Origin of the sequence: Bacillus sp. (in: firmicutes), from assembly GCA_017656295.1 — a bacterium.
Taxonomy (GTDB): domain Bacteria; phylum Bacillota; class Bacilli; order Bacillales; family JACDOC01; genus JACDOC01.
On the sequence record JACDOC010000001.1, the window covers coordinates 199,860 to 223,052 of the forward strand.

Sequence of the window (23,193 nt, forward strand, 5' to 3'; positions counted from 1 at the left end):
CATTTGAGAATTAAAAAAGCGATCATACCAGCGGCCGGGTTAGGTACACGCTTTTTACCAGCAACAAAAGCGCAGCCGAAAGAAATGTTACCAATTGTAGATAAACCAACCATTCAATACATTGTCGAAGAAGCGGTCGCATCTGGTATTGAAGATATTATGATCATTACCGGAAGAGGAAAACGGGCGATAGAAGACCATTTTGACAAGTCTTATGAACTGGAAGAAACGCTAGCGAAACGTGAAAAGTGGGAGCAATTAGAAGAAATCCAATCAATTGCGAACTTAGCGAACATACATTATATAAGACAAAAAGAACCTAAAGGATTAGGACATGCGATCCATTGCGCCAAAACATTCATCGGTAACGAACCATTTGCTGTTTTACTTGGAGATGATATTGTCGAAGCACCAACCCCTTGTCTCAAACAAATGATTGATATCTACGAATCGTTAAACGAACCAGCATCCATTCTTGGGGTTCAAGAAGTGCCCCGCGAAGATGTATCAAAATATGGAATCATCGAACTTGCCGAAAAAGTAGGTTCAAATTTATATAAAATCGAAAACTTAGTCGAAAAGCCGTCAACCGAAGAGGCACCTTCCACGTACGCCATCATGGGAAGGTACATTTTACAACCAGAAATCTTACACATTCTCGAAACCCTTCCGCCAGGAGCTGGGGGAGAAATCCAACTTACCGACGCCATCCAACAGCTGGCACAACGACAGTCTGTATATGGATTTTATTTCACTGGAAAACGCTACGACGTCGGTGACAAGCTTGGATTCATCAAAGCGACGATTGAACTCGGGTTAAAACGGCCGGACTTGCGGGAGGAGTTATTAGCGTATTTGGAAGGAATCATGACAGTAGAGAAGGGAACATCTGTATGAGAATTGCCATCGTAGGAACAGGTTATGTTGGATTAGTCACAGGGGTTTGTTTAGCAGAAGTTGGACATCAGGTGACATGTTTTGACATTAATGAAGAAAAAATCGAATTCCTTTGTAGCGGAACATCTCCCATTTACGAACCGGGATTAGAAGAATTTATGAAAAAGAATATGGAAGAAGGCCGGTTATTTTTTACTTCTTTGCCTGATGAAGCGTACAGGCAGGCGGAGGTTGTTTTTATTGCCGTCGGGACACCAGAGAAGGAAGATGGTTCTGCTGACCTTCGATATATTGAAAAAGCAGCAATCACCATTGCTCAACATGTCAACAATGACGTGGTCGTTGTTATTAAAAGTACCGTTCCAGTAGGAACAAATGAAAAAGTGGAACAACTGTTAAAAACGAAGGCACCAAATGACATCACCATTCGAGTGGTGTCGAATCCGGAGTTTTTACGCGAAGGTTCCGCCGTGTACGATACGTTTCATGCGGATCGCATTGTGATTGGTGCGAATGACGAAGAAGCGGGAAATCTAGTTGAAAAAATTTACGAACCATTCCACCTTCCTATTCTTCGAACCGATATTCGGAGTGCGGAAATGATTAAGTACGCTTCTAATGTCTTTTTAGCTACAAAAATTAGTTTTATTAACGAAATAGCAAATTTATGTGAAAAAACGGGAGCAGATATTGAAGACGTGGCGAAGGGAATGGGAATGGATCAACGAATTGGTGCGAAGTTTTTACGTGCAGGGATTGGTTTTGGCGGCTCTTGTTTTCCGAAAGACACAAAGGCTCTTCAAAAAACAGCTGCTGAGCACAACTACCAATTCCATATTCTCGATGCTGTCTTGCAAGTAAATAACATCCAAAAAGGTAAACTTTATGAAAAGGCAAAAACGATTTTTCCGTCCTTACAAGGAAAAAACGTTGCAGTCTTAGGACTCGCATTTAAACCAAATACAGATGATATTCGAGAAGCACCAGCTTTAGAACTATTGCAACAGTTACTATTGGATGAGGCCAACGTTCGAGTTTACGACCCGATTGCAATGAAAAATGTTAAAAAAATATTTGGTGATAAGCTGACTTATGCACCATCCATTGAAGAAGCGATTAAAGAAGCAGAAGTAACGTTTATTGTGACAGAGTGGAAAGAAATTAAAGAATTTCCATTAACAAAATACAAGCAATTGATGAAGCAACCATTAGTTATTGATGGTAGAAATTGTTATAATCTTAAAGAGGCTGAAAAAGTAGGATTACCATACATGTCAATTGGCCGAAAATCCGTTCATATTGATCCTTTAGCTTGATAGTCATTGGGTCGAACGAAAAGTGAATATTTTCGACAGAACCTATCATAATAAGTTAATTTTCGCTATAATATCATCTAGATTGCACAATTTATTGGTTGAAAGGAAGTAATCTTTCTATGTTTAACAAAATCTGTGTTGTAGGTTTAGGATATATCGGATTACCGACTGCTGTTATGTTTGCCAACCATGGTGTAAAAGTTCATGGGGTAGACATTAACGAAAAAGCGGTCAATATGATTAAAAATAAACAACTGCATATAGAAGAAAATGGACTAGAAGAACGTTTAATCCAAGCAATTGATTCTGGAAACTTAACGGTTTCTACAACTCCGGAAGAAGCGGACGTATTTATTATTGCTGTTCCTTCACCAATTAATGAGGATAAAACAGCGAACTTAGAATACGTTCGTGCAGCCACAGCGTCGATTGTTCCTTACGTTCGCCGTGGAAACTTAGTGATTTTAGAATCCACCGTTCCTCCTCGTACGGTAGAAGATATCATGATTCCAGAGCTCGTGAAATCTGGGTTAGAAATCGGGGAGGAATTATTTGTTTCCCACTCACCTGAGCGTGTCATTCCAGGTAAAGTATTTGAGGAGTTAGTCAACAACGATCGTATTGTTGGCGGTATTAACGAAAAATCGGCTCAACTAACAAAAGAATTATATGAAGTATTTGTAAAAGGAACGATTCACTTAACGGATGCCACAACAGCTGAGCTCGTTAAAGTTATTGAAAATACGTACCGTGATGTAAACATTGCGTTTGCAAATGAGCTTGCCAAAATTAGCGAAAAAATTGGCGTGAACGTGTGGGAAGCCATCAAATTAGCGAACTATCATCCACGGGTCAATATCCACTTGCCAGGACCAGGAGTAGGTGGTCACTGTATTGCGGTTGACCCATGGTTTTTAGTAGAGCTACAGCCGGATTTAGCTCAAATCATCCATTTAGCGCGTCGTACAAACGATTCGATGCCGAAATTTACAGCTGATAAAGTTCGTTCGATTTTAGAAAAGCATCAAATTCAACATGGTCGTGTAGCGGTATTAGGACTTGCGTTTAAAGCGAACATTGACGACATGCGCGAAAGTCCTTCCCTTCAAGTGATTAAGCATTTAGAAGAGTACGGCATTGACTATATAGCTTATGATCCACACATTAAGGAAAATAAGCTGCCAAAACAAACCCAACATTTAGAAGAAGCGATTGCTCATGCTGACGTGGTGTTAGTCTTAACGGACCATCAGAAGTTCAAAGCATTAGATCCTGAACGATTTGCAAAACATATGCGTAGCAAAATTGTGATCGATACGAAAAACTGTTTAGACCGTGAGCGTTGGGAGCAAGCAGGCTTTGAAGTCAATGTTTTAGGAGATACGAAAAATTAATCGTCTGACCAGAATAGGTGATGAAATGAAGGAAACATTTCTTGGAGTAGATGTGAGTAACCAAACGTATGAGCAATTAACGGAACAATTGTTTCAAGATATTGCTCAAAAGAAAAAGTCGTTTATCGTCGCGATTAATCCGGAAAAAATTATGAAGGCGCAGAAGGATGAACAGCTGCGCCAACTTCTCAATCGGGCGGATTATCAAATTCCTGATGGCATCGGTGTCGTCATTGCCTCCATTTTAAAAGGAGGACGTATCCGTCAACGAGTGACTGGAATTGATATGATGCTTAAGCTGTGCGAAGAATCTGCCAACCGAGGAAAGACGATTTTCTTATATGGAGCCAAACCAGGAGTTGCTGAAGAAGCGAAAAAAAGCTTAGAGCAGAAATTCCCTGGGATCCAAATTGTCGGGACGATGCACGGCTATGAAAAAAATGAGGAAATCATTAAGGACGCGATCAATAAGGCCAACCCAGATATTTTATTTGTCGCTTTAGGAAGCCCAACGCAAGAATATTGGATTGTCAACCATATGAACGAATTAGCCCCGTCCATTTTCCAAGGGGTCGGAGGTTCGTTTGATGTCATTTCCGGTCGAATTAAGCGAGCTCCCATACTCTTCCAAAAGCTGGGCCTTGAGTGGTTTTATCGTTTGATGAAAGAACCGTGGCGTTGGCGCCGACAACTCATTTTACCGAAATTTATCATTAAAGCGTTACGAGATTAGAAGGGATACTCACCATGTCGAAGCTTAAAATCGCCAGTATTTTGTTTTTACTATCGACATTTTTTCTGAAATTTTCGAGCATGTTGAGGGATTTGGTCATAGCCGCATTATTTGGTGATTCGTATGAGGCAGGTGCCTATATTGCGGCAATGACCATTCCGAATGCCCTCATTTTATTTATGCTAACCGGAATGAAGGATGCCTTTCTTCCGAGTTATTACAAATATGATCGTCTCGGTAAAGGTTTTTCCCATTTAACCAATATCGTCAAAGGGACGTTTTGGATTAGTTTTATCATTGCGATCATTGGGGCCCTTCTTTCTCCTTGGCTCGTCCGTGTTTTATATCCTGAATTCGGGCAATATGAACACGGCTTTGCAGTCGCAGGGTGGACAGCAGCCGTTTACTTTTTATCCATCGCCCTTGTAGGGGTCAATGCCGTATACGAAGGGTACTTTGATGCACAAAAGAAATTCTCGTTTTCGACGTTTTCCCAAACGATTGTCGTGTTAACAACGATTGGCAGTGCGATTATTTTCCATGACCAGCTAGGGATTTATGCTGTACCCATCGGATATCTTGTCGGAACGATTTTTTCTTTTGTCATCAAATTGATTTACTTATCGCCGAGAAAAATGTTAGCTTGGAAGCAAAAATTAGACGTCCAAGAAGTAAAGGCGTTTTATGCGATTTTCATGCCTGTTGGACTGACGATTGCTGTCGGACAAATTAACTTGATGGTTAATACGTTATTTGCGGCTCATTTTGGGGCAGGAGTTGTGGCCAATTTAAACTATGCGTTTCGATTCGTGAATATTCCACAAGCGATTTTTGGCGTCACCATTGCCACGATTGTGTTTCCGATTTTAGCTCAAGCGCAATCCAATAGAGATGAAAGGTTGTTCCGCTTAGGAATTGAGCGGGGACTTTCTTATATGTTCCTTTTTCTCGCACCGACGATTGCGGGCATGATGTTATTAATGGAACCTCTCATTCAAGTCGTTTATGAACGGGGAGCATTCGATGCAAATGCCACTGCTCAAACGAGTTACTTTGCATTGTTTTATGTAGGATCCGTTCTGTTTTATAGCATCCAAGCCGTGATTGCCAAAGGCTTTTATACCCTTGAAAAAGGGCATTTAATGATGCGCATTGGATTCATTTCAATTGTTATCAATATTATTTCGAACTATTTCTTGTCCCAATGGATGGGACCGAGTGGATTAGCCCTGTCAGCGTCGGTTGTTGGTTTGATTTATTCATCAATGACATTTTTGACATTGTATAAAATATCCGGCGGCTTCGATTTAAAACGTATTGCTATCGAATACGGGAAAGTTATTGGGGCTGTCACGGTTATGACCATCTTGTTATGGCAATTTATCCAATATGGTTGGCTAACCGAATGGCATTCAGCCGTGTATATCATGGTGATGGCGATCATCGGTGGAAGTCTATATTTCCTCACATTATTCGTACTTCGTAGTCAATCCCTGAAAGAATTATTGTCCAAAGGAGGGAAATAAGCGTCTTCTAGGAAAGAGGCTCAAAACGTTATGAAAAAGCTAGCATTTATTTCGAAAATAAACCAATTAGATACGTTTTCACCTTACTTTTTTCTTCCTTTTATCTTGTTGCTCTACTTTTTCACGAGCTTATTCGATTTCCATCGATTTGAATATTTTGAAGTGAAGGAAAATGTTTGGGGACCGGTTTTTGTGGGGTTATTATCCTATTATGCGGCCGTCTATATTGCGGATAAGCGAAATTGGACGTTCCCGAGGTTTGGGCTGTCCTTTTTAAAAGGGAAAACGTTTATCTTTTTATATATTTTAGGTGCAATTGGATTAATCGCTTACCTTATTATGCTGTTCACAGGACAAGTAGGCATTACCGACGAATCCGTTCGTCGTAATTTAGATCCAAAGCTAAACTTTTTAAGCTCGTTCTTATGGTTTTCAGTGATCTTTTTATTGTGCCGTCGTATTTTGCTCGAAAAAGACTTAACGAATAAGAAAAAGTTCATGTATGGCGGCATTTTGTTTGTTGTGTTCGTTCTATTTATTTTAATGGGCTACCGTACACCGATTATCGTCATGTTCTTTACATCGTTTATCGTGTTTCACTACATTATTAAGCGCATTAAATTAACATGGTTTTTAACAACGTTATTTGTTATAGGTGTGGTGTTCTCCTTATTTGGCTTTTTCCGTATTGTAACAGAGGACCAAACAAAAGAGTTTAATAGCCGTCAAGGTCCGGATGTAGAACTTTCGGAAAAAGAAGTGAATGAAGACTTAATTATTCAACGAAAAATTAATGAGACACCAAAATGGATTCGAGCATTGAACTCGGAAAGTGTCACAGGACATATTGTGTTAAGTAAGCTCATGGAATATACAGAAATTCATGGCTACTTAAAAGGAGATTTACACAAAGCGATCTTTTCAACGGTACTTCCTGGTGAGCAGTTGTCCCCACGGATGATGGTTACCGGTATGGTGAACTCGTTATCAGTGGACGACGGAAAATATATTACTCGCCCTGGACGTACAACGACCCCAACGTTTTTAGGCCAGCTGTACGTTGAGGGAGGCTATGTAGCGATTGTGATTGGATTTGTCTTATACGGCTTCTTAATTTCGATGTTATATAACCAAATGCGAAACACAGGTATTAAATCGTACCAAACAGTCGGCTATGCGTTTATTACGACGATTTTTGCCATTTCCATGCATACCGGGTTACTCGATTTAGTCTTCCTGCTCATGATTGGATATGCCATCGTGTCTACAAGCATCGAAAAGGAAATTGTTAAATAAATAGGAAATGTAAATAATAATTGTGATTAAGTACCAATAGTGGTAAAATATAATCAGATAGGTAAATCCATCTGAAAAAAGGAAGATCTCGGTTGGTAGCCCCTGAAAAACGTCGGAACGTTTTTCTCCCTTTTTTCACATATGGTCGATGGGAAAAGGCTTCATGCCTTTTCTCTTTTTTAGTTAGTAAAAATTTATCTCTAAATGGGGGACATTTAAAAAACGAAGGCAGTCTCCTTTGCCGAAAAAACTTGGCAACAGCCAAGTTTTTCTGCCGATTTTGCATACTGCTCTGGAGCAGCTGAATGTTGCCGACAAAGCTAAAGAGTTGCTTATAAATGTTGATTTTTCTCATAAAGTCGGGGGTTTTCCCATAGACTTGAGATCTTTTCCCATAAATCAGAAGTTTTTTCTCATAAATATCGAATGATTTCTCATAAAGAGGAAGGGTTGCTCGTAACATTAGAATTTTTCCATAAAAATCGGAGCCCCGAGAATTGCAAAAGCTTAAGAATTGTTCAAAATGATAGAGTTTTGCTCATAAAGAAGAAGTTTTTCTCATAAATGTACCATCAAGAAACAGATCCGTAGCTAGTAGCTGCGGTCTTTTTTATTTTGGAACTGAAGAAGTAGGATAAAAATACTATCAGATAATTAATAATGTGAAAACTGCAAATATTGTACGAAGTGCAAAACCAGAGGAAGAAAGTGCAAAACATATTGTACGAAGTGCAAAACCAGAGGAAGAAAGTGCAAAACATATTGTGCGAAGTGCAAAACCAGAGGAAGAAAGTGCAAAACATATTGTGCGAAGTGCAAAAATCAGAGGAGAAAGTGCGAAACATATTGTGCGAAGTGCAAAACCAGAGGAAGAAAGTGCAAAACATATTGTGCAAAGTGCAAAACAACAGGTAGAAACTGCAAAACAAATTGCGCTAACTGCAAAACATAAGGTACAAACTGCAAAACATATTCAGTTTACTAAAAAAATGGCTAGAAATTACAAATAGGCCGACTCCATTATACGAGCCAGCCCTAATTTCATGTAGTTACTTTTGCTCCACTTGCTGAACCGGTGCTACTTTCCAAGAAGAAAGGTCAGGATGTTCTTTTAACACCAACTGTTTTGGAAAAATAAATGTCCAAGGTTTACTTGTATTGGCTTTCACGACTAAATCATTTAACTTAAAACCACCTTTGGCAACAACATCTCCTTTGGCGTCATAAACCATTAAAGGTAATTGTTGTATTGTAAGATGCTTATGGCTACCATTTCGAATGAGTAGTGAAACGTGGAGATTGCCTTCCGAATCGAATTGGGATTGAATCCCCATGAAATTCACTTCACCAGGCTTTGGCGGCGTTAAATTTTTCACCAGTTCCTCTAGCTTTTCTTTTTCCGTATCGGCTAAGCTTTTTTCCCAGCTTTCTTCTAGGTCGAGAGTATGAGGCTTTTTCTTCGGTTGCAATTCAAACGCTAGCTTCCAATCGGTTTGCGGAAACTCCGTAGCCAATAAATGCTCTTTTTCAAAAACAAACTGCCATGGTCGACTACTTTCGGCAGGAATTTCCCCTAACACGGACAAGTCAAACACTTTACGGCCAAGCTTTTCCCCGTCTGGTCCAATAAGTAGAAGCGGAGTGACACCGAGCTTAATCGCTTTTGGTAAACTATTTCGAACGAAGGCCGTCACGATGACGCTTTCGTTCACTTTCTTAAGCTCAACACCAGCTATCGAGAGCTGATTTTCCTTTAACGGTGTCAGTTCGTTATTTAAAAACTGAAAATAATACTTTTCTTCTGGACTCACTTGCATATCAGGATGAAACGATAATTTCGTCTTCACTGCTTTTGATTCATTACCATTCGTGCTTTGTTCTTCTTCTAACAGTTCATTTGATTCGATGGTACTATCTTGTCCTTGCTTCACTAATTGATCTTCTCTTCGTTTAAAAAAGCGTAGCATGTTCATACCTCCTAAAAGGAAAGGGAATAGAGCAATCCTCTAGTTCCCTTTCTCCTCTTCTTGTTTTCGTTCCATTTCTAACGAATAAATTAAGTTTCCGACTTGATGGCTAACGTCCCGTTCGATTTGATAATACATGTAAGTGAATAGTTCCAATCCTTCGCGTTGATATTGACGCATCGGATCTTCTTGACTATAGCTGCGAAGACCAATTCCCTCTTTCAATTTTTCCATCGCGTCAATATGTTGCAGCCAGTGATGATCGGTTACACTCAGCAAGAAACGTCTTACGGATTGGACAGTGCTGTCTGTGTCTAAATATCTTTCTAATAGCTCTAGATATTTGTCTAATTGTTTCTGAGCGATTTTCTTCATTTCTTTTTTATCCAACTCGTCCGTTTCAAACGAAAAGTTTGCAAACGGAATCGCTTTATTTAACTGCTCACTTAAGTGTTTTAAGTTCCAAGCTTCTGGTTCTTCATCGTCAGGGCACGTCCGATCAAATTCAGCATCCACGTAAGACGTAATCATTTTTTTCGTAATCGTTAAAAGATCATCGGACTTGAGCAGCTTGTTTCGTAAATCGTAAATGGTGTTACGCTGTACGCTTAAGACATCATCTAGTTTTAAGTTGTATTCACGAATCGAGAAGTTGACTCCTTCGCAAATACGCTGCACGCGGTCGACAAACTCTAAGATGTCTTTGTTTAAAATTTCCCCGTCATCGGCTACTTTAAGGGACGGTTTCAATTTTTCTAAGTCTTCACTGGCGTAACGCTTAAACATATCGTCTTCAAGGGAAATATAAAATTGCGAAACTCCTGGGTCCCCTTGACGACCGGAGCGACCTTTTAATTGATTGTCGATCCGGCGCGATTCATGTCGTTCAGTACCGAGCACGAACAAGCCACCTAATTCTTTAACCCCTTCCCCAAGCATAATGTCTGTTCCGCGCCCGGCCATGTTGGTTGCGACAGTAATTTGTCCTTTTTGACCGGCAAGTGAAATCAGTTGGACCTCTTGTTCGATACTTTTCGCGTTTAACAGCTCAAACGAAAGCCCTTCTTTTTTCAAATATTCTCCGACTTTTTCCGACTGTAAAATGGACGTTGTTCCAACAAGGACCGGTTGCCCCGTCTGATGAATTTCCTTCACTTTTTTCGCCACTGCTTTGTATTTGGCGTCTATCGAGATAAACACTTTGTCTGGAAGGTCTTTTCGAATCACCGGTTTATTCGTCGGAACTTGAATGACATCCATACCATATAGCTCTTGGAACTCTTTTTCTTCTGTTTTCGCAGTACCGGTCATCCCTGCAAGCGTTGGGTACAGACGGAAGAAGTTTTGAATCGTAATGGATGCTTGGGTTTTGTTTTCTTCAGTCACCTCAAGCCCTTCTTTCGCCTCAATGGCTTGATGAAGACCGTTACTTAACGTACGACCTTCCATCGGGCGTCCAGTGAACATATCGATGAGCAGCACTTTTCCGTCTTTAACAATATAATCGACATCCCGTTGGAACATCACTTGTGCTCGTAACGCTTGGATGACGTAGTGATAAAGCGTTTGATGCTCAACGTCGTACAGATTATCAATATCGAATCCACGTTCAATTTTCGAAATTCCTTCGTCAGTAAAATTAACCGTCTTCGTTTCAATGTCGTAAATATAGTCGACCCCTTCTTTAAACGTCCGAATGATGCGGGCGCATAAATAGCTTAATTCGGAGCTTACTCCGGTTTTCCCCGCAATAATGAGCGGTGTTTTCGCTTCATCAATAAGAACGCTGTCTACTTCGTCAATAATGGCGTAATGGAACGGTCGTTGGACACGCTGACGAAGATCATACACCATATTGTCCCGAAGATAGTCAAAACCAAATTCGTTACCGATTCCATATGTAATATCTGCTTCATAGGCGAGTTTCTTTTGCTCCGGTGGCATGAGCGGTAAGTTCAGTCCAACCGTTAGCCCTAAAAATTCGTGAATTTGTCCAATAAGGTCACGGTCGCGACGTGCTAAGTATTCGTTGACCGTAATGACGTGAACCCCTTTTCCTTCTAACGCACGCAAATAGCTTGGAAGGGAGGCGACTAACGTTTTTCCTTCCCCGGTTGGCATTTCAGCAATATTTCCTTCAGCTAAGACAAGTCCACCGATCAGCTGAACATCAAAATGGCGCATACCGAGCGTCCGTTTAGCAGCTTCACGAACGACGGCAAACGCTTCTGCTTGGATGTCAAAAATCGTTTCTCCGTTCGCTAATCGATTTTTAAATTCGATCGTTTTATGTCGAAGCTCTTCGTTTGAAAGCTTTTCCATCTCAGGTTCAAGTCTATTTATTTCATGAACAATCTTTTCATATTTTTTAAGTTTCCGTTCTTGCGAGTTTCCTACTATGTTTTTAATTAACGTAAGCATAAATAGCCTCTCCTCACAAATGATTCCTTTTGCATCAAATTTTAGTATAGCACTGTTTCCGAAGACTTTCATTATTTGAAAGAAAAGATACCAAAGGAAGTATTTACCAATAATAAAATATATGTTTTAATAAAAAATAGAAAAATATGAAACTTTTTCTATTTTTATCCGTTATATAAAAGTGACGGAAATTTTTTTAGGAGGGGTATTGTGAAAAAATGGGTAAAAAAAGGTGCCCTCATTAGTGCCTCCGCTGCATTAATGGTACCTACAGTTGCAGCTGCAGCCGAATTTAGTCCATTGGAAAAAGAAAAAACTCTTAAACAACCAGACTTATTAAAAGAGTTGCTCAAAGGCGAAAAAGAACAAAAGATGGCGGCGTACAAAAAACAACAAGAAACAATGAAGGAACAACTGAGTACGGATACGCTAATTGTGAAGTATGAATCGAAGTTGTCACGAACGATTCATCGAAAAGCTGGAACAAAGGTCATTCGTTCCATTCCAGCGTTAGGATATGACGTCGTTCAACTTTCCAAAGGACAAAAAATGCAAGATGTCATGCGTTACTATGCCCAACAGGATGGAGTAACGCTCGTCCAACCTAGTGTTACATACAAGCAACTTGGATTTGGTGATCCAAAAAAAGATCAAATGTATCATCTTGATTTATTACAAATTGATAAGGCGTTAGAGCTTGCTGGTGATCATGAAGTAACGGTAGCGGTCATCGATACAGGAATAGACTTCAATCACCCTGACCTTAAAGCACAAGTATTGCCACCATACAATGCGGTGGAACCGGCAAACGCTACGTTTACAGATGTTCATGGAACACATGTTTCCGGTATTATTGCTTCTACCGCTGATAACGGTGTAGGAGGACACGGCATTTCCCCGAAAGCTAAAATTTTACCAATTGACGTATTTAATGGTGCATGGGGAGCCAGCGACTATGTGATTGCGGAAGCGATTCTATATGCCGTTGAACATGGGGCCGATGTGATTAACATGAGCCTTGGGGGTTACTTTAATTCTCCTGTCCTTGAAGAGGCGGTTCAAAGGGCGATTGACGCTGGTGTAACCGTTGTTGCCGCAGCTGGTAACGAATCATGGGATGAGTATTCGATTCCTGCATCCTATGAAGGAGTTATTAGTGTTGGAGCAACGAATGATAAAAATGAACTGGCGGAGTTTTCGAACTATGGACCATCCGTTGATCTCGTGGCACCAGGTGAAGCGATTTACAACACGGTTTACGACTATTTAAAAGGTGGTTCAGCATTTGAAAAGTTAAGCGGGACATCTATGGCGTCTCCAGTGGTTGCGGGAGTTGCCGCATTATTAAAATCAAAGTATCCAGACTTAAAACCGTATGAAGTAGAAGCGATTTTAGAGCGGACGGCAACCGACTTAGGAGAAAAAGGGTATGACTTAAAATATGCCAACGGCTTAGTCAACCCAGTCAAAGCGTTGCAATATGATATCAGTCAATTACCGAAAAGGTATGATTATAATGAAGACGACCTAGTCTCGCTTGCAGAAAAACTATCTGAAGATGGACCACAAGTGAAAAAAGGGGTTTTTGCCCAACCAGAAGAGATTCATTGGTATAAAATCGACTTACAAAAAGGCGAATACGTACAAACCGTACTTGAAGGTGCTAAAAAATACGATTACGCCATGGAGTTTTATTTCTATCCGTCTAATGGAAAAGACAAAGAAATCAAACCGCTGAAAGTCAATGACGTAAAAGCGGGGGCTACCGAAGGATATTTATATAAAGCAGAAAAAGACGGAACGCTTGTTATTGGTGTGAAGGATGCGAACGGAAACTACAGTACAAGCGGAAAATCAACCTATACATTTACGGCAGAAAAGGTGACCGAATTACAAGTAGATGAAGCATCTAAAGAGAATCTAATGCCACTAGCCATACCGTACAATTCTAGTGAAGATGAAAACGGTCCATTTACGTTAGCGTCTACAGATCATGAGAGCGATAAAGACTACTTCACCTTTACGGTTGATACACCTCAACTGATTTCATTTGACCTTACCGCCATTCCTGGGGTGAATGCCTCATTAGCGGTTTACTTTAAAGAAGATTTAGAGATGGAATATCCTGAGGATTTGCCTCCTTATGAGTTCTATGGGCCATATCCGATTGGGCAAGCGAACCAAGGAGGGATTGGTGAGGGAGAAAAACTTGTCTTTGAAGCGATGCCTGGCATCGAATACGTTTTAGAAGTATCCAATGAATCAAATTATTTCTTCTTTGATCCGTTCTATAATGGGCTCTTCCCAGACATGTCAACTCGCCAATCAAACATTCCGTATACATTGACAGCTGATGTCCTTCAGTTACCACCTGATGAAGACGGAATACCAATGGAATATGGCATGTTGGAAGAAAAATTTATTGAAGGAGATATCACAGAGGAACAGTATAAAGAAAAGAAACGGGAACAATTTGAAACATTCGCGTCATCAGATGAAGAAGAGATGTACTGGAACTATATGGAACCAGAGCGAGTCAATATGATTATGTCGAACGCCGTTCCATATGAAATCGGTCAAGAAACAAGCGCTTATTTCCAACAAGCTTGGGATGAAGACCATTTCATCTTTACGGCCCCATCTGACGCCATTTATGAGTTAGGGATTGAAGCTGGGGAAAATCAATTCCTATGGGCAACGCTGTTTGAATACGATGAAAAACATAATGATTTAATTCCGATTGCTGATATTTCTATCTACTACTATCTCTACTTATATGGCGGTTTGAATAATGAAGAATTAAAACAAGCAGTAGCTTTAGAAAAAGACAAGACGTATGTCCTCCGTGTCGTCAACGAATCGTATGGATCGTTCTCAACAGAACCGTATACCATTCAATCCAAAAAACTAATGACAATTCCAGAAGAAAAGGATACGGATGAAAATGAGATGATCCGTGCGAAAACATTAAATTTACATGCACCAACCGAGAACTATTTCATTTATCAAGACGATATTGATTTCTATTACTACAAACATCGAGATGAAGAAGGATTGCTAAGCTTACAAATCACACCTGAGAAGCTGACCAAAGAAGATAAAATGTATATGCCAAAATCATTACAAAACGAATTAATTATTGGCGGAGTGATTGTTGAGGACACGAACGGAAATATGATCATTGATGAAGAAGAAAGCAGAAAGGCATTGTACTTTGAACCAAGTTATTTAAGCACGAGCTATGAAGTGAACAAATCATTCAAAGTGAAGAAAAATGCCGGTTACTTTATTGTGGCGTACAATTACAATTGGGGCAGAGTATCTATTAAACCGTACCAAATTCAACTGCTTGTCCATACTGGTAAGGACGAAGATGCTGGTTCAACAGTAACAAACAATATTCCTTCTAAACCAATTGTATTGAAAGGCAAAAACGGTCAATACGACGCGAAAGGATTATTTAACGCTGGATTTGGCTTCGGTGATAAAGATTTCTATCAATTAACGCTGTCTAAAGATGCCGTTGTTTCCTTTACGTTAAAAACAGATGAAACGTTAGACGGAAAAGTAGCGATTTATGATCAAAACGGCACACTTCAACAAGAGTTTGATTACTATGGTACTGGTGACTCGGAAGAAGGAACCTTACATCTGAAAAAAGGCACGTATTATATCGAAGTGAGTGAATCGTTAGGCCGTGCAAGCACAAATCCTTATGAATTAAAAGTAAACGTAGAATAATAACATAATAGGTCAAACCAATTCGTTTGGTTTGGCCTTTTTCTTCTGTATAATTCTTGTTGTCTATGAAATTACAAATGGAAGGTTTATAATAAGAAAAAATAGGAAAATGAAGGAAGGGAGAAACAGACATGAGGATGAAACCGTGGATCCCGTTTTTGTTTGTGCTCTTTTTGTCATTAGGTATTGAGGTACATGTAAAAGCACACGTCATCGACGAGACAAAAACTTACAAAATACAAAACTACGAAAACTACTATCCGTTAATTCAGTCGTATACCGGCGAAAGTGGAGTGACGTTTGAAAGTTATAGTCCGAAATGGAATCAAATCAGCCAGCTCCAAGCACTTGAAAAGGAACTGTTACAAAATAAACATGGGGAAGAGCTCGCCTACCTAGATAAAGTGATGATTTTCCCTGATTACCCGACGGGGGATAACAGCATTTTAGGACAATACTTCGCCCAATATTATGTGTATGGAAACGGCCAATTAGAGTACGATGATGGTCGCGTGATTCATCTATATGGTGGAAATGATTTTACGACCGTAGAGGACGTGGCGTATACCCTCTCTCATGAGTACGGTCACCATTTTACATATTATTATTTCATTCAAAAAGAACAACTGCTCCCTGATGATTGGCTGAAATCGGAGTACGTTTATTCACGAGCATTGAATCAATATGCCAACATTCATGATGATGGTAGTGGTCCCTACAGATGGAATTTAGCTGAAATTGCCGCCGAAGACTATGTACAGCTGTTTGGATCAGAAACAGCTATTCAACAATCCTTACCGATGAATACGGACATTTCCTCACCGTTTGAGACACCAGACGTTCAAGCGTATTGGAAGAAGATATTAGGGAATGGATATGAGCCGAAAGAAGTGTTACGCTTATACTTAACAGACTTTCATAAAGACCCTTATTATTCGTATTACGATGTACAATTTACAATTGCCAATTTAAATCAACCTGCTTATATTCGTGGGGAAGGAGATTTTTCTAAGGGGTATTCTTCTTATCTCACCACCATCCGACCGGAAAGTAAAGGACAAGCGTGGGTGTATCAGCAGGAGCTGCCTTATCAGCAGACAGGTTGGATGCTCGATGGCAGTGTTAATGAGACGATAACTGTCCAAGCCATCTCTTATGAAGACCAAGGGTTTAACCAAGGATCGGCTTTCTTAAAGCTACCGCTCAATAATTTACCGCAACTCGTTACAACCGAAGAACAATTAAAAAAAGAAAATGTTCGTTATTACACAATAGCCGAGAAAAAGCGAATGTTAACCGAAATCGCTAATGAAAAAGGAATTCCAGCCGAAATTTTAAAAGCGATTGCTTTTGTAGAAACGGGCATGAAGCAATTTGATGAAGAAGGAAACCCGATTGTGTCAGAAGATGGCGGTATTGGAATGATGCAAGTGACATTGTCTGATGAGGAAATGTCAGCGAAAGGAATTGACAAAGAAAAACTGATGTGGGATACGCGGTACAATATTGAAGTTGCCGCAGATATCTTGTTAGAAAAATGGAACTATTCCTTTTTACCGAAAGTAAACGACCATCATAAAAACTACATTGAAGATTGGTATTTTGCTGTAATGGCTTATAACGGGCTGTCGAAACGAAACGATCCAAGTATCGAACAAGAAGAAACACCTTACCAAGAACGGGTGTTGGAGGTGATTCGAAATTATAGTTTACTAGAAATCGGAGAAACGCCAGCACTCGATATTCGTTATACAAATCCTGAAAAACCGGATGTGATGGTGTTTCCGGAAGGAGATTACGTCTGGCCAACGAAAACGCGTACGCGTCAAAACTTCCAAGTGGGGGATGTCGTCTATACGTTTAATCCGTATGCCGCGTATTCGAACGTTCGAGATGGAGTCGATGGTGACGTTCGCTTACGAGCAGAGCATTATACACCAGTCAAAATCGTAAGCGGTCCGTACGAAACAGAAAAAAATCCAAACAATCAATACGTGATGTATGAAGTGGAAGGAAACGGATTCACTGGGTATATTGCATCGAGTAATCTTATGTATTCTGACACAATAAAACTTTTCCCGGATATTGTTCGCGGAGAAGTGGCACGAGCTGTGGCTTATTTACAAAACTTAGAGGTGATTAATGGATATACGGATGGTACGTTTCGTCCGAACGAACCGTTATTACGTCGTCATGCGGCAAAACTGCTCGTAAAGGCGTTAGGACTCGAGTTGCCTGAAGACTATCAAGTAAAAGCAACGGATATGAAACCAGGCGATCTTGGTTATGACGACATGGCGATTACTGAAGCGTATGGATTAATGGGGAATGGAGGAAAACTTCGACCAGATGAACATTTAACTCGTGCGCAAATGGCCGCTATTTTAGTGCGGGCGTTTGGTCATTTGATGGAGAAACCAACAACGAAATATTCGTTCCAAGATGTGGACGAAACGTTCTGGAACTATGAGGATATTAACACATTAGCACATAATAAAATTACGATTGCTGACCCGTTCCGTCCAAGTACGACCGTTACACGCTCGCAATTTGCCTTATTTTTACAACGGACGTTACAGTTGGAGGAAAACTAATAAATCCCCGCTTTCACTGAGGAAAGCGGGGATTTCTTTAGTATAGAACTCTGTATAAGAAAGCAATAAATTGAGCTCTTGTCACTTTATCGTTCGGTCGGAACGTGCCATCACTATATCCTTTCGTAATTCCTAAAGAAGCGAGAATTTGAATATCATGATAGGCCCAATGATCCGATGGAACGTCGGTAAATGAAACCTTTTGGTTTCCTTTAGTTAAATCAAAAGCGCGAACAAGTATTGCTGCCAGTTGGGCACGAGTTAACGGTTCGTCCGGGCGAAATTGATTTTGACTTCCGTAAAAAATGCCTTCATTTTTAACTGCGTTCACGACACCAACCGCCCAATGAGAAGATGGGACATCCATAAAGGCGCCATTCCGATTGTTGAGTTGTAAATCGAGCGCTTGGCTAATAAAAGCGGCAACTTCCCCACGGGTAATCGGTTCGTTCGGAAGAAAATAGCTATCTTCGTAGCCGAGCAGAAGATGATCTTTTGCTAACGTGTTAGCTGCTTCAAACGCGAAATGGTTTTCGGACAAGTCTTGGAAATATCCTGCATCGAGTTCGTAGTCAAGGACTCGTCGAGCACCAAGATAGCGATGTTTCCAATAATAAGGATCGTCTAACTTAGAAACGATGACTCCTTTTGAAGAAGAAGAATGAATAAACTCCCCATTTCCTATGTATATACCTGCATGGGAAACGCCAGAACCATATGTATGAAAAAAGACGAGGTCTCCAACACGAAGTTTGTCTTTTGAAACAGATTCTCCTACACCGTACATTCCTTTTGTAGTCCTTGGAAGGTTAATATCTAGTTCTTTAAATACCGTGACAATAAATCCAGAGCAGTCAAATCCTTTGGCGCTTGTTCCGCCCCATTGATATGGAACACCTTCAAACTTTTTAGCGACAGGAAGTAATCGATCATAATTTTGCAGCTCTTCCGCTTCCGCTTGATGAAAGGCCGGTACTAACAAGGAAACTGCTAAACTACCGGACACCAATACTTTTCGAAGCAACGTTACCTCTCCCTTTCGTTGTCGAAATGTTCTTGCATATAATCGTATCATGAAATAACAATATTCGATTTTACATTTATGTAACAATTAGACAACAATAGAAAGAACTAGTGTAATATTTTTTATTGTAAGTGAGAATTTTGTAAAAATTCCTTTAAAAAGATCGAAAAATTCACCTAAATCCCTTGCATAAAATGACATTTCTTGTAGAATAAGATGTAGTTGGGAAAAAATTTGTTCATAAGGAAGTAAATTATAAAATGAGTTATATTTACTAACGAATCAAATGATTGACATTTTTGTCACGAACTTCTATACTATTATCTGTAATTGTTACCAAATTAGTTTAAGAGTTTTATAATAAGGTACATAGACTCTTAAACTAATTGAAATAATTTGAAACATAGAAAAGGGAGGAAAAAATTAGATGGCTAACCAACCAAAGTCTTACCGCAAATTTTTAGCTGGTTCGGTTTCTGCTGCTTTAGTAGCATCTGCGATCACTCCAGTTGCTGCTGCTGAAACTCCAGCATTCTCTGACGTACCAGCAGATTCTTCTCATGCTGAAAACATTGCAAAAGCTGTAGAACTAAACCTTCTTAAAGGTTTCGAAGATGGTACGTTCAAACCTAACCAAAGCATTACTCGTGGTCAAGTTGTAAAAACATTAGCTCGTTACTTAGAATCTATTCACGGTGAAGTGGATACTTCTGACGTAGAACCATTTGCTGACGTACCAGCTGACTACGCTGACCAAGAGCTTTACGAAGCTTCTTTAATTGTTAAGAAGTTTGACGCATTCCAAGGTGCGGACGGAAAACTTCTTCCAAACAACAAGATCTCTCGTCAAGCAATGGCTAAAGTACTAGTAAACGCTTTTGGCCTTGAAGAGCTTACAGATGTTGAGTCTAAAGTAACTGACTTAGACCAAGCAGACGAGTGGGCTCGTGAATACATCCAAATCCTTTCTCAACATGGTGTTACAAATGTTGAGAAGTTCAATCCTAAATCTGACGTTTCTCGTGCACAATATGCTAGCTTCCTAGTTCGTGCGGTAGAAGCTGCTGCAGTTGATGTAGTAACTGTTGCTGATATCGAAGAAGTAACAGTTGTTGACACTAACACAATTGAAGTAGTATTCAATGGCGAGTTAACTGAAGTTAACGCTGAAGACTTCTCCATCGAAGGCGTTGAAATCGAGTCTGTTGAAATCAAAGACGAAGCAGCTGCAGCTGAAGAAGCAGTAAAAACAGTTGTAGTTATCAAAACAAAAACTGCTTTAGAAGAAGGTAAATCTTACACTGTAGCATTCAAAGGAGAAACTTCTGAGAAAACAACAGTAGAAGTGCCTGTATTTACTCCAGCGGTTGAGAGTGTAAGTGCGAATAACCTTAAAACAGTTACTATTACTTTCAATAAAGCTGTAGATAAGGACACAGTTGATGTAGATGGAACATCAAACGACACAGTAAAAGTGTATCGTAACGGATCATCTACAATGACTGCTCTAGCTGGCAGCCAGCTTTCTGAAGATGGAAAAACTTTAGTATTAGAGTTTACATCTTTAGGTCAGTCTGATGAATTAAAGATTGTTGTAGATGGATTAAAAACTAAAGACGGCGTTGAATTTGAAAAGTATGAAGAAACTGTGACTGTTACAGATACTACAGTTCCAACTCTTGACACAGTTAATGTATTAAACTCAAAAACTATCGAAGTTTATACTTCTGAGCCAATTCAACCACTTGCTGTTGGTGGATATTCTTCTCGTACAGAAGTAAAAGTTGACGGTGTATCTTTACCTGTAAAAGTTACTAACGATTCATTAAACAACAAGTTAGTACTCGAATTTGGTAGCAAAATTGCTGTTGGTGAACACACATTAACTTTAGATGGCTTTAAAGACTATGCAAACTTCAAAGCAGGAAAAGCTGAATTTTCATTTGAAGTAGTCGAAGATACAACTGCTCCAGAAATCGTAAAAGCTGAAGCACTTGATAAAGATACTGTGAAGATTACTTTCAGTGAGCCAGTTGATGTATTAGGTACTATTGAAGTTAATGGTGTTACTTCATTCTCAAGCACTACATGGTCAACTGATAAGAAAGTATTAACTCTAAAGGCGGCAGACCTATTTGATTTAGGTTCAACTGTAGAATCTAAAATTAAGTATAAAGGTACAAAAGACGTCGAAGGAAACGAAGTAACTGAAGAGAAAACTTTCGTATTCCAAGCGGCTGATGATACTACTAAACCGGTTGTATCTTCTGTTGAAGTGAAAGATGGCAATGCTGTAGAAGTTACATTCTCAGAGTCATTATCTGAAACTGGTACTGTAACAGTTAAAAACGATAAAGGAACAGTAATCGTCAACAAATTAGCAGTTCCTGCTTTAGACTCTGACAACAAAGTAACATTTACATCTTCACAATTAGGTTTAAGTAACAATGGCGGCACTTATACACTAATCTTTGAAGGTGCTAAGGACAACTCAGTTCGTAAAAATGAAGCAGATAAATATGAAACAACTATTACTGCAAAAGACATTCAAAAACCTACTGCGGATGTATACTATAAAGAAGCAGGTAAGTTGACAGTAGTATTTGATGAAGAAATGGATGCTGCTACACTAGCTAATAAAGCTAACTATATTGTTAACTTAGGAAGTGGCGACCAATACTTGTCTGCTATCACTGGTGCAGAGGTAAGTGTTGCTCCTGACAACAAATCTGTTGTATTAACTATCCCTGGTTCTACAGCATCTACAACTGTTAAAGTACAAGGTGTTAAAGACGTTGCAGGTAATATTGTATCTAACTTCAACGTTGCTATTACACCAACTGATATTTCTGCATATACATTCACTGCTTCTGATATCAGTACTGTAGAAGCTATTTCTAAGAACCAAGTTAAGGTTACATTAACTAGCAAAACATTCTCTACAGTAGATCCAAGTACATTCGTACTATACGATGGATTAGCATCAAACTCTAACTCTAAACTTGTAGCAACTAAGGCAGAGTTAAGTGCTGATAAAAAATCAGTTACTTTAACTTTAAATGCTAACTTAGATGGCATTGCTCAAGTTGACGGTGGAGCCGTATATCTAGGTGTTGCATCTGGAAACGAATTAACTAAAGACCAATACGGTAAACCATTAACAATTGATCCAGCAACTCGTATTCTTGTTGATGATAAAATTGCTCCAGAACTTACTAAGATTGAAAAAGTTGCTAATTCTAAGAACCAATTCAAACTTGTATTCTCTGAAGCAGTTACAGAAGACGCAACTGGTCTAGTTAAAAACGACTTAGTAATTAAGAAATCTGATGGTACAATCTTAGCTGATACTGACTATAAAGTTAGTGATGTAGAAGCTACTAAATCTAACGAATTAGTAGTAACAATTACTGGTGGAGTAGATGATGGATTAGAAACATTCACTGTTTCAATGCCAAACTCTCGTTACCTACATGACGGTACTGTAGGTGGAGCTACTTCAACTGGTAATGTATTAAAACCATTTGCTGAAACTACAGTAAGCAATGTTGAGATTGATCTAACAGCTCCAACAATCGTTGCTGCTGTTTCAAAGGATACAGATGGTGACGGATCTGTAGATGCAGTAGAATTTACATTCAGCGAAAATGTAGATGATAGTACATTTACTGCAAGTGACTTTGTGTTCTCTGATGATGACTTTACTACACAAGATGCTGGTGCCACAATTAATACTGGTACAACTGCTGATGACAATAAGTTCACAGTAGAATTTACTGCATCAAACATTGATACTACTGCAGCTATCAAATACAAATTTACTGCTGCTAATGGTGGATCTGATTTATATGGTAATACTCTAGCAGCTGTTGCAACTCCTGTTGCTACAACTGATGGTGCAGCACCGGTATTAATTTCTGCTGATGCAACTTCAGCAAATGCAACAAGTATAACATTAGTTTTCTCTGAAGCTATTGTTGATGCGTCTGGTTCTGCACTTACAGCATCAAAATATGCCATTAGTGGAATTGCTGTAGATGGTTCTCAAGCTGTTACTTCTGTAGCAACTGGTGGAACTGCTAACGATAATACGCTTATGTTAACAGTAGATGCTTTAGCTGCTAGTGGTGATGTAACAGTAACAGTATCTGAAGCAGGTGTGTTTGTTGATGCTGCTGGTAATACAAGTGCAGCTAGCCAATCTGCTACAGACTCTGACATTACAAGCTAATTGGGCTGGGTGCCTGTCACCGCCCGAAGTATGTCGAAAAGCTCTGCGGAGAG

General features: G+C 39.6%; 13 protein-coding genes. 10 read left to right on the top strand and 3 right to left on the bottom strand.

The genetic code is table 11. The features are described 5' to 3' along the window. Positions 1-3 precede the first annotated feature (3 nt). From galU to H0Z31_01070, 7 genes are all read left to right on the top strand, one after another. Positions 4-897 (top strand): UTP--glucose-1-phosphate uridylyltransferase GalU, encoded by an 894-nt coding sequence (gene galU, locus H0Z31_01040; protein ID MBO8176023.1) that lies wholly within the window; start codon positions 4-6, stop codon positions 895-897. Next, on the top strand, positions 894-2,213 hold the full coding sequence (locus H0Z31_01045; protein MBO8176024.1) for a UDP-glucose/GDP-mannose dehydrogenase family protein: 1,320 nt from the start codon (positions 894-896) through the stop codon (positions 2,211-2,213). Before galU ends, H0Z31_01045 begins: the two co-directional genes overlap by 4 nt. A gap of 119 nt (positions 2,214-2,332) precedes the next feature. Beyond that, positions 2,333-3,607, top strand: coding sequence for a nucleotide sugar dehydrogenase (locus H0Z31_01050; protein ID MBO8176025.1), 1,275 nt, complete (start codon positions 2,333-2,335; stop codon positions 3,605-3,607). A gap of 25 nt (positions 3,608-3,632) precedes the next feature. After that, entirely contained in the window at positions 3,633-4,340 is a 708-nt protein-coding gene (locus H0Z31_01055; protein ID MBO8176026.1) for a WecB/TagA/CpsF family glycosyltransferase, read from the top strand. A gap of 14 nt (positions 4,341-4,354) precedes the next feature. Further along, a complete protein-coding gene (murJ, locus tag H0Z31_01060; GenBank protein MBO8176027.1) occupies positions 4,355-5,866 on the top strand; it encodes a murein biosynthesis integral membrane protein MurJ in 1,512 nt (503 codons plus the stop codon). A gap of 30 nt (positions 5,867-5,896) precedes the next feature. Continuing rightward, entirely contained in the window at positions 5,897-7,162 is a 1,266-nt protein-coding gene (locus H0Z31_01065; protein ID MBO8176028.1) for an oligosaccharide repeat unit polymerase, read from the top strand. Between the two features lie 662 nt (positions 7,163-7,824). Then, positions 7,825-8,172, top strand: coding sequence for a hypothetical protein (locus tag H0Z31_01070; GenBank protein ID MBO8176029.1), 348 nt, complete (start codon positions 7,825-7,827; stop codon positions 8,170-8,172). A 39-nt stretch (positions 8,173-8,211) separates the two neighbouring features. Here H0Z31_01070 and H0Z31_01075 read toward each other — a convergent pair whose 3' ends face one another. Continuing rightward, a complete protein-coding gene (locus H0Z31_01075; protein ID MBO8176030.1) occupies positions 8,212-9,129 on the bottom strand; it encodes an accessory Sec system S-layer assembly protein in 918 nt (305 codons plus the stop codon). Positions 9,130-9,168: 39 nt separating this feature from the next. Beyond that, positions 9,169-11,550, bottom strand: a complete 2,382-nt coding sequence (gene secA2, locus H0Z31_01080) for an accessory Sec system translocase SecA2 (GenBank protein ID MBO8176031.1) — start codon at positions 11,548-11,550, stop codon at positions 9,169-9,171. 261 nt (positions 11,551-11,811) lie between these two features. Between secA2 and H0Z31_01085 the strand changes: the two genes are divergently transcribed. Next, positions 11,812-15,291 carry a S8 family serine peptidase gene (locus tag H0Z31_01085; protein MBO8176032.1) on the top strand — a complete coding sequence of 1,160 codons (3,480 nt, stop codon included), beginning with the start codon at positions 11,812-11,814 and terminating at the stop codon, positions 15,289-15,291. A 131-nt stretch (positions 15,292-15,422) separates the two neighbouring features. Further along, on the top strand, positions 15,423-17,885 hold the full coding sequence (locus H0Z31_01090; protein MBO8176033.1) for an S-layer homology domain-containing protein: 2,463 nt from the start codon (positions 15,423-15,425) through the stop codon (positions 17,883-17,885). A 37-nt stretch (positions 17,886-17,922) separates the two neighbouring features. Here the strand turns inward: H0Z31_01090 and H0Z31_01095 are convergent, their stop codons facing one another. Continuing rightward, positions 17,923-18,960: an S-layer homology domain-containing protein gene (locus H0Z31_01095; protein ID MBO8176034.1), complete on the bottom strand. Its 1,038-nt coding sequence runs from the start codon at positions 18,958-18,960 to the stop codon at positions 17,923-17,925. A gap of 376 nt (positions 18,961-19,336) precedes the next feature. Between H0Z31_01095 and H0Z31_01100 the strand changes: the two genes are divergently transcribed. Then, the gene (locus tag H0Z31_01100) at positions 19,337-23,140 is read left to right on the top strand and encodes an S-layer homology domain-containing protein (GenBank protein ID MBO8176035.1); all 3,804 of its coding nucleotides are present in this window, start codon (positions 19,337-19,339) and stop codon (positions 23,138-23,140) included. The last annotated feature ends 53 nt before the right edge of the window (positions 23,141-23,193 follow it).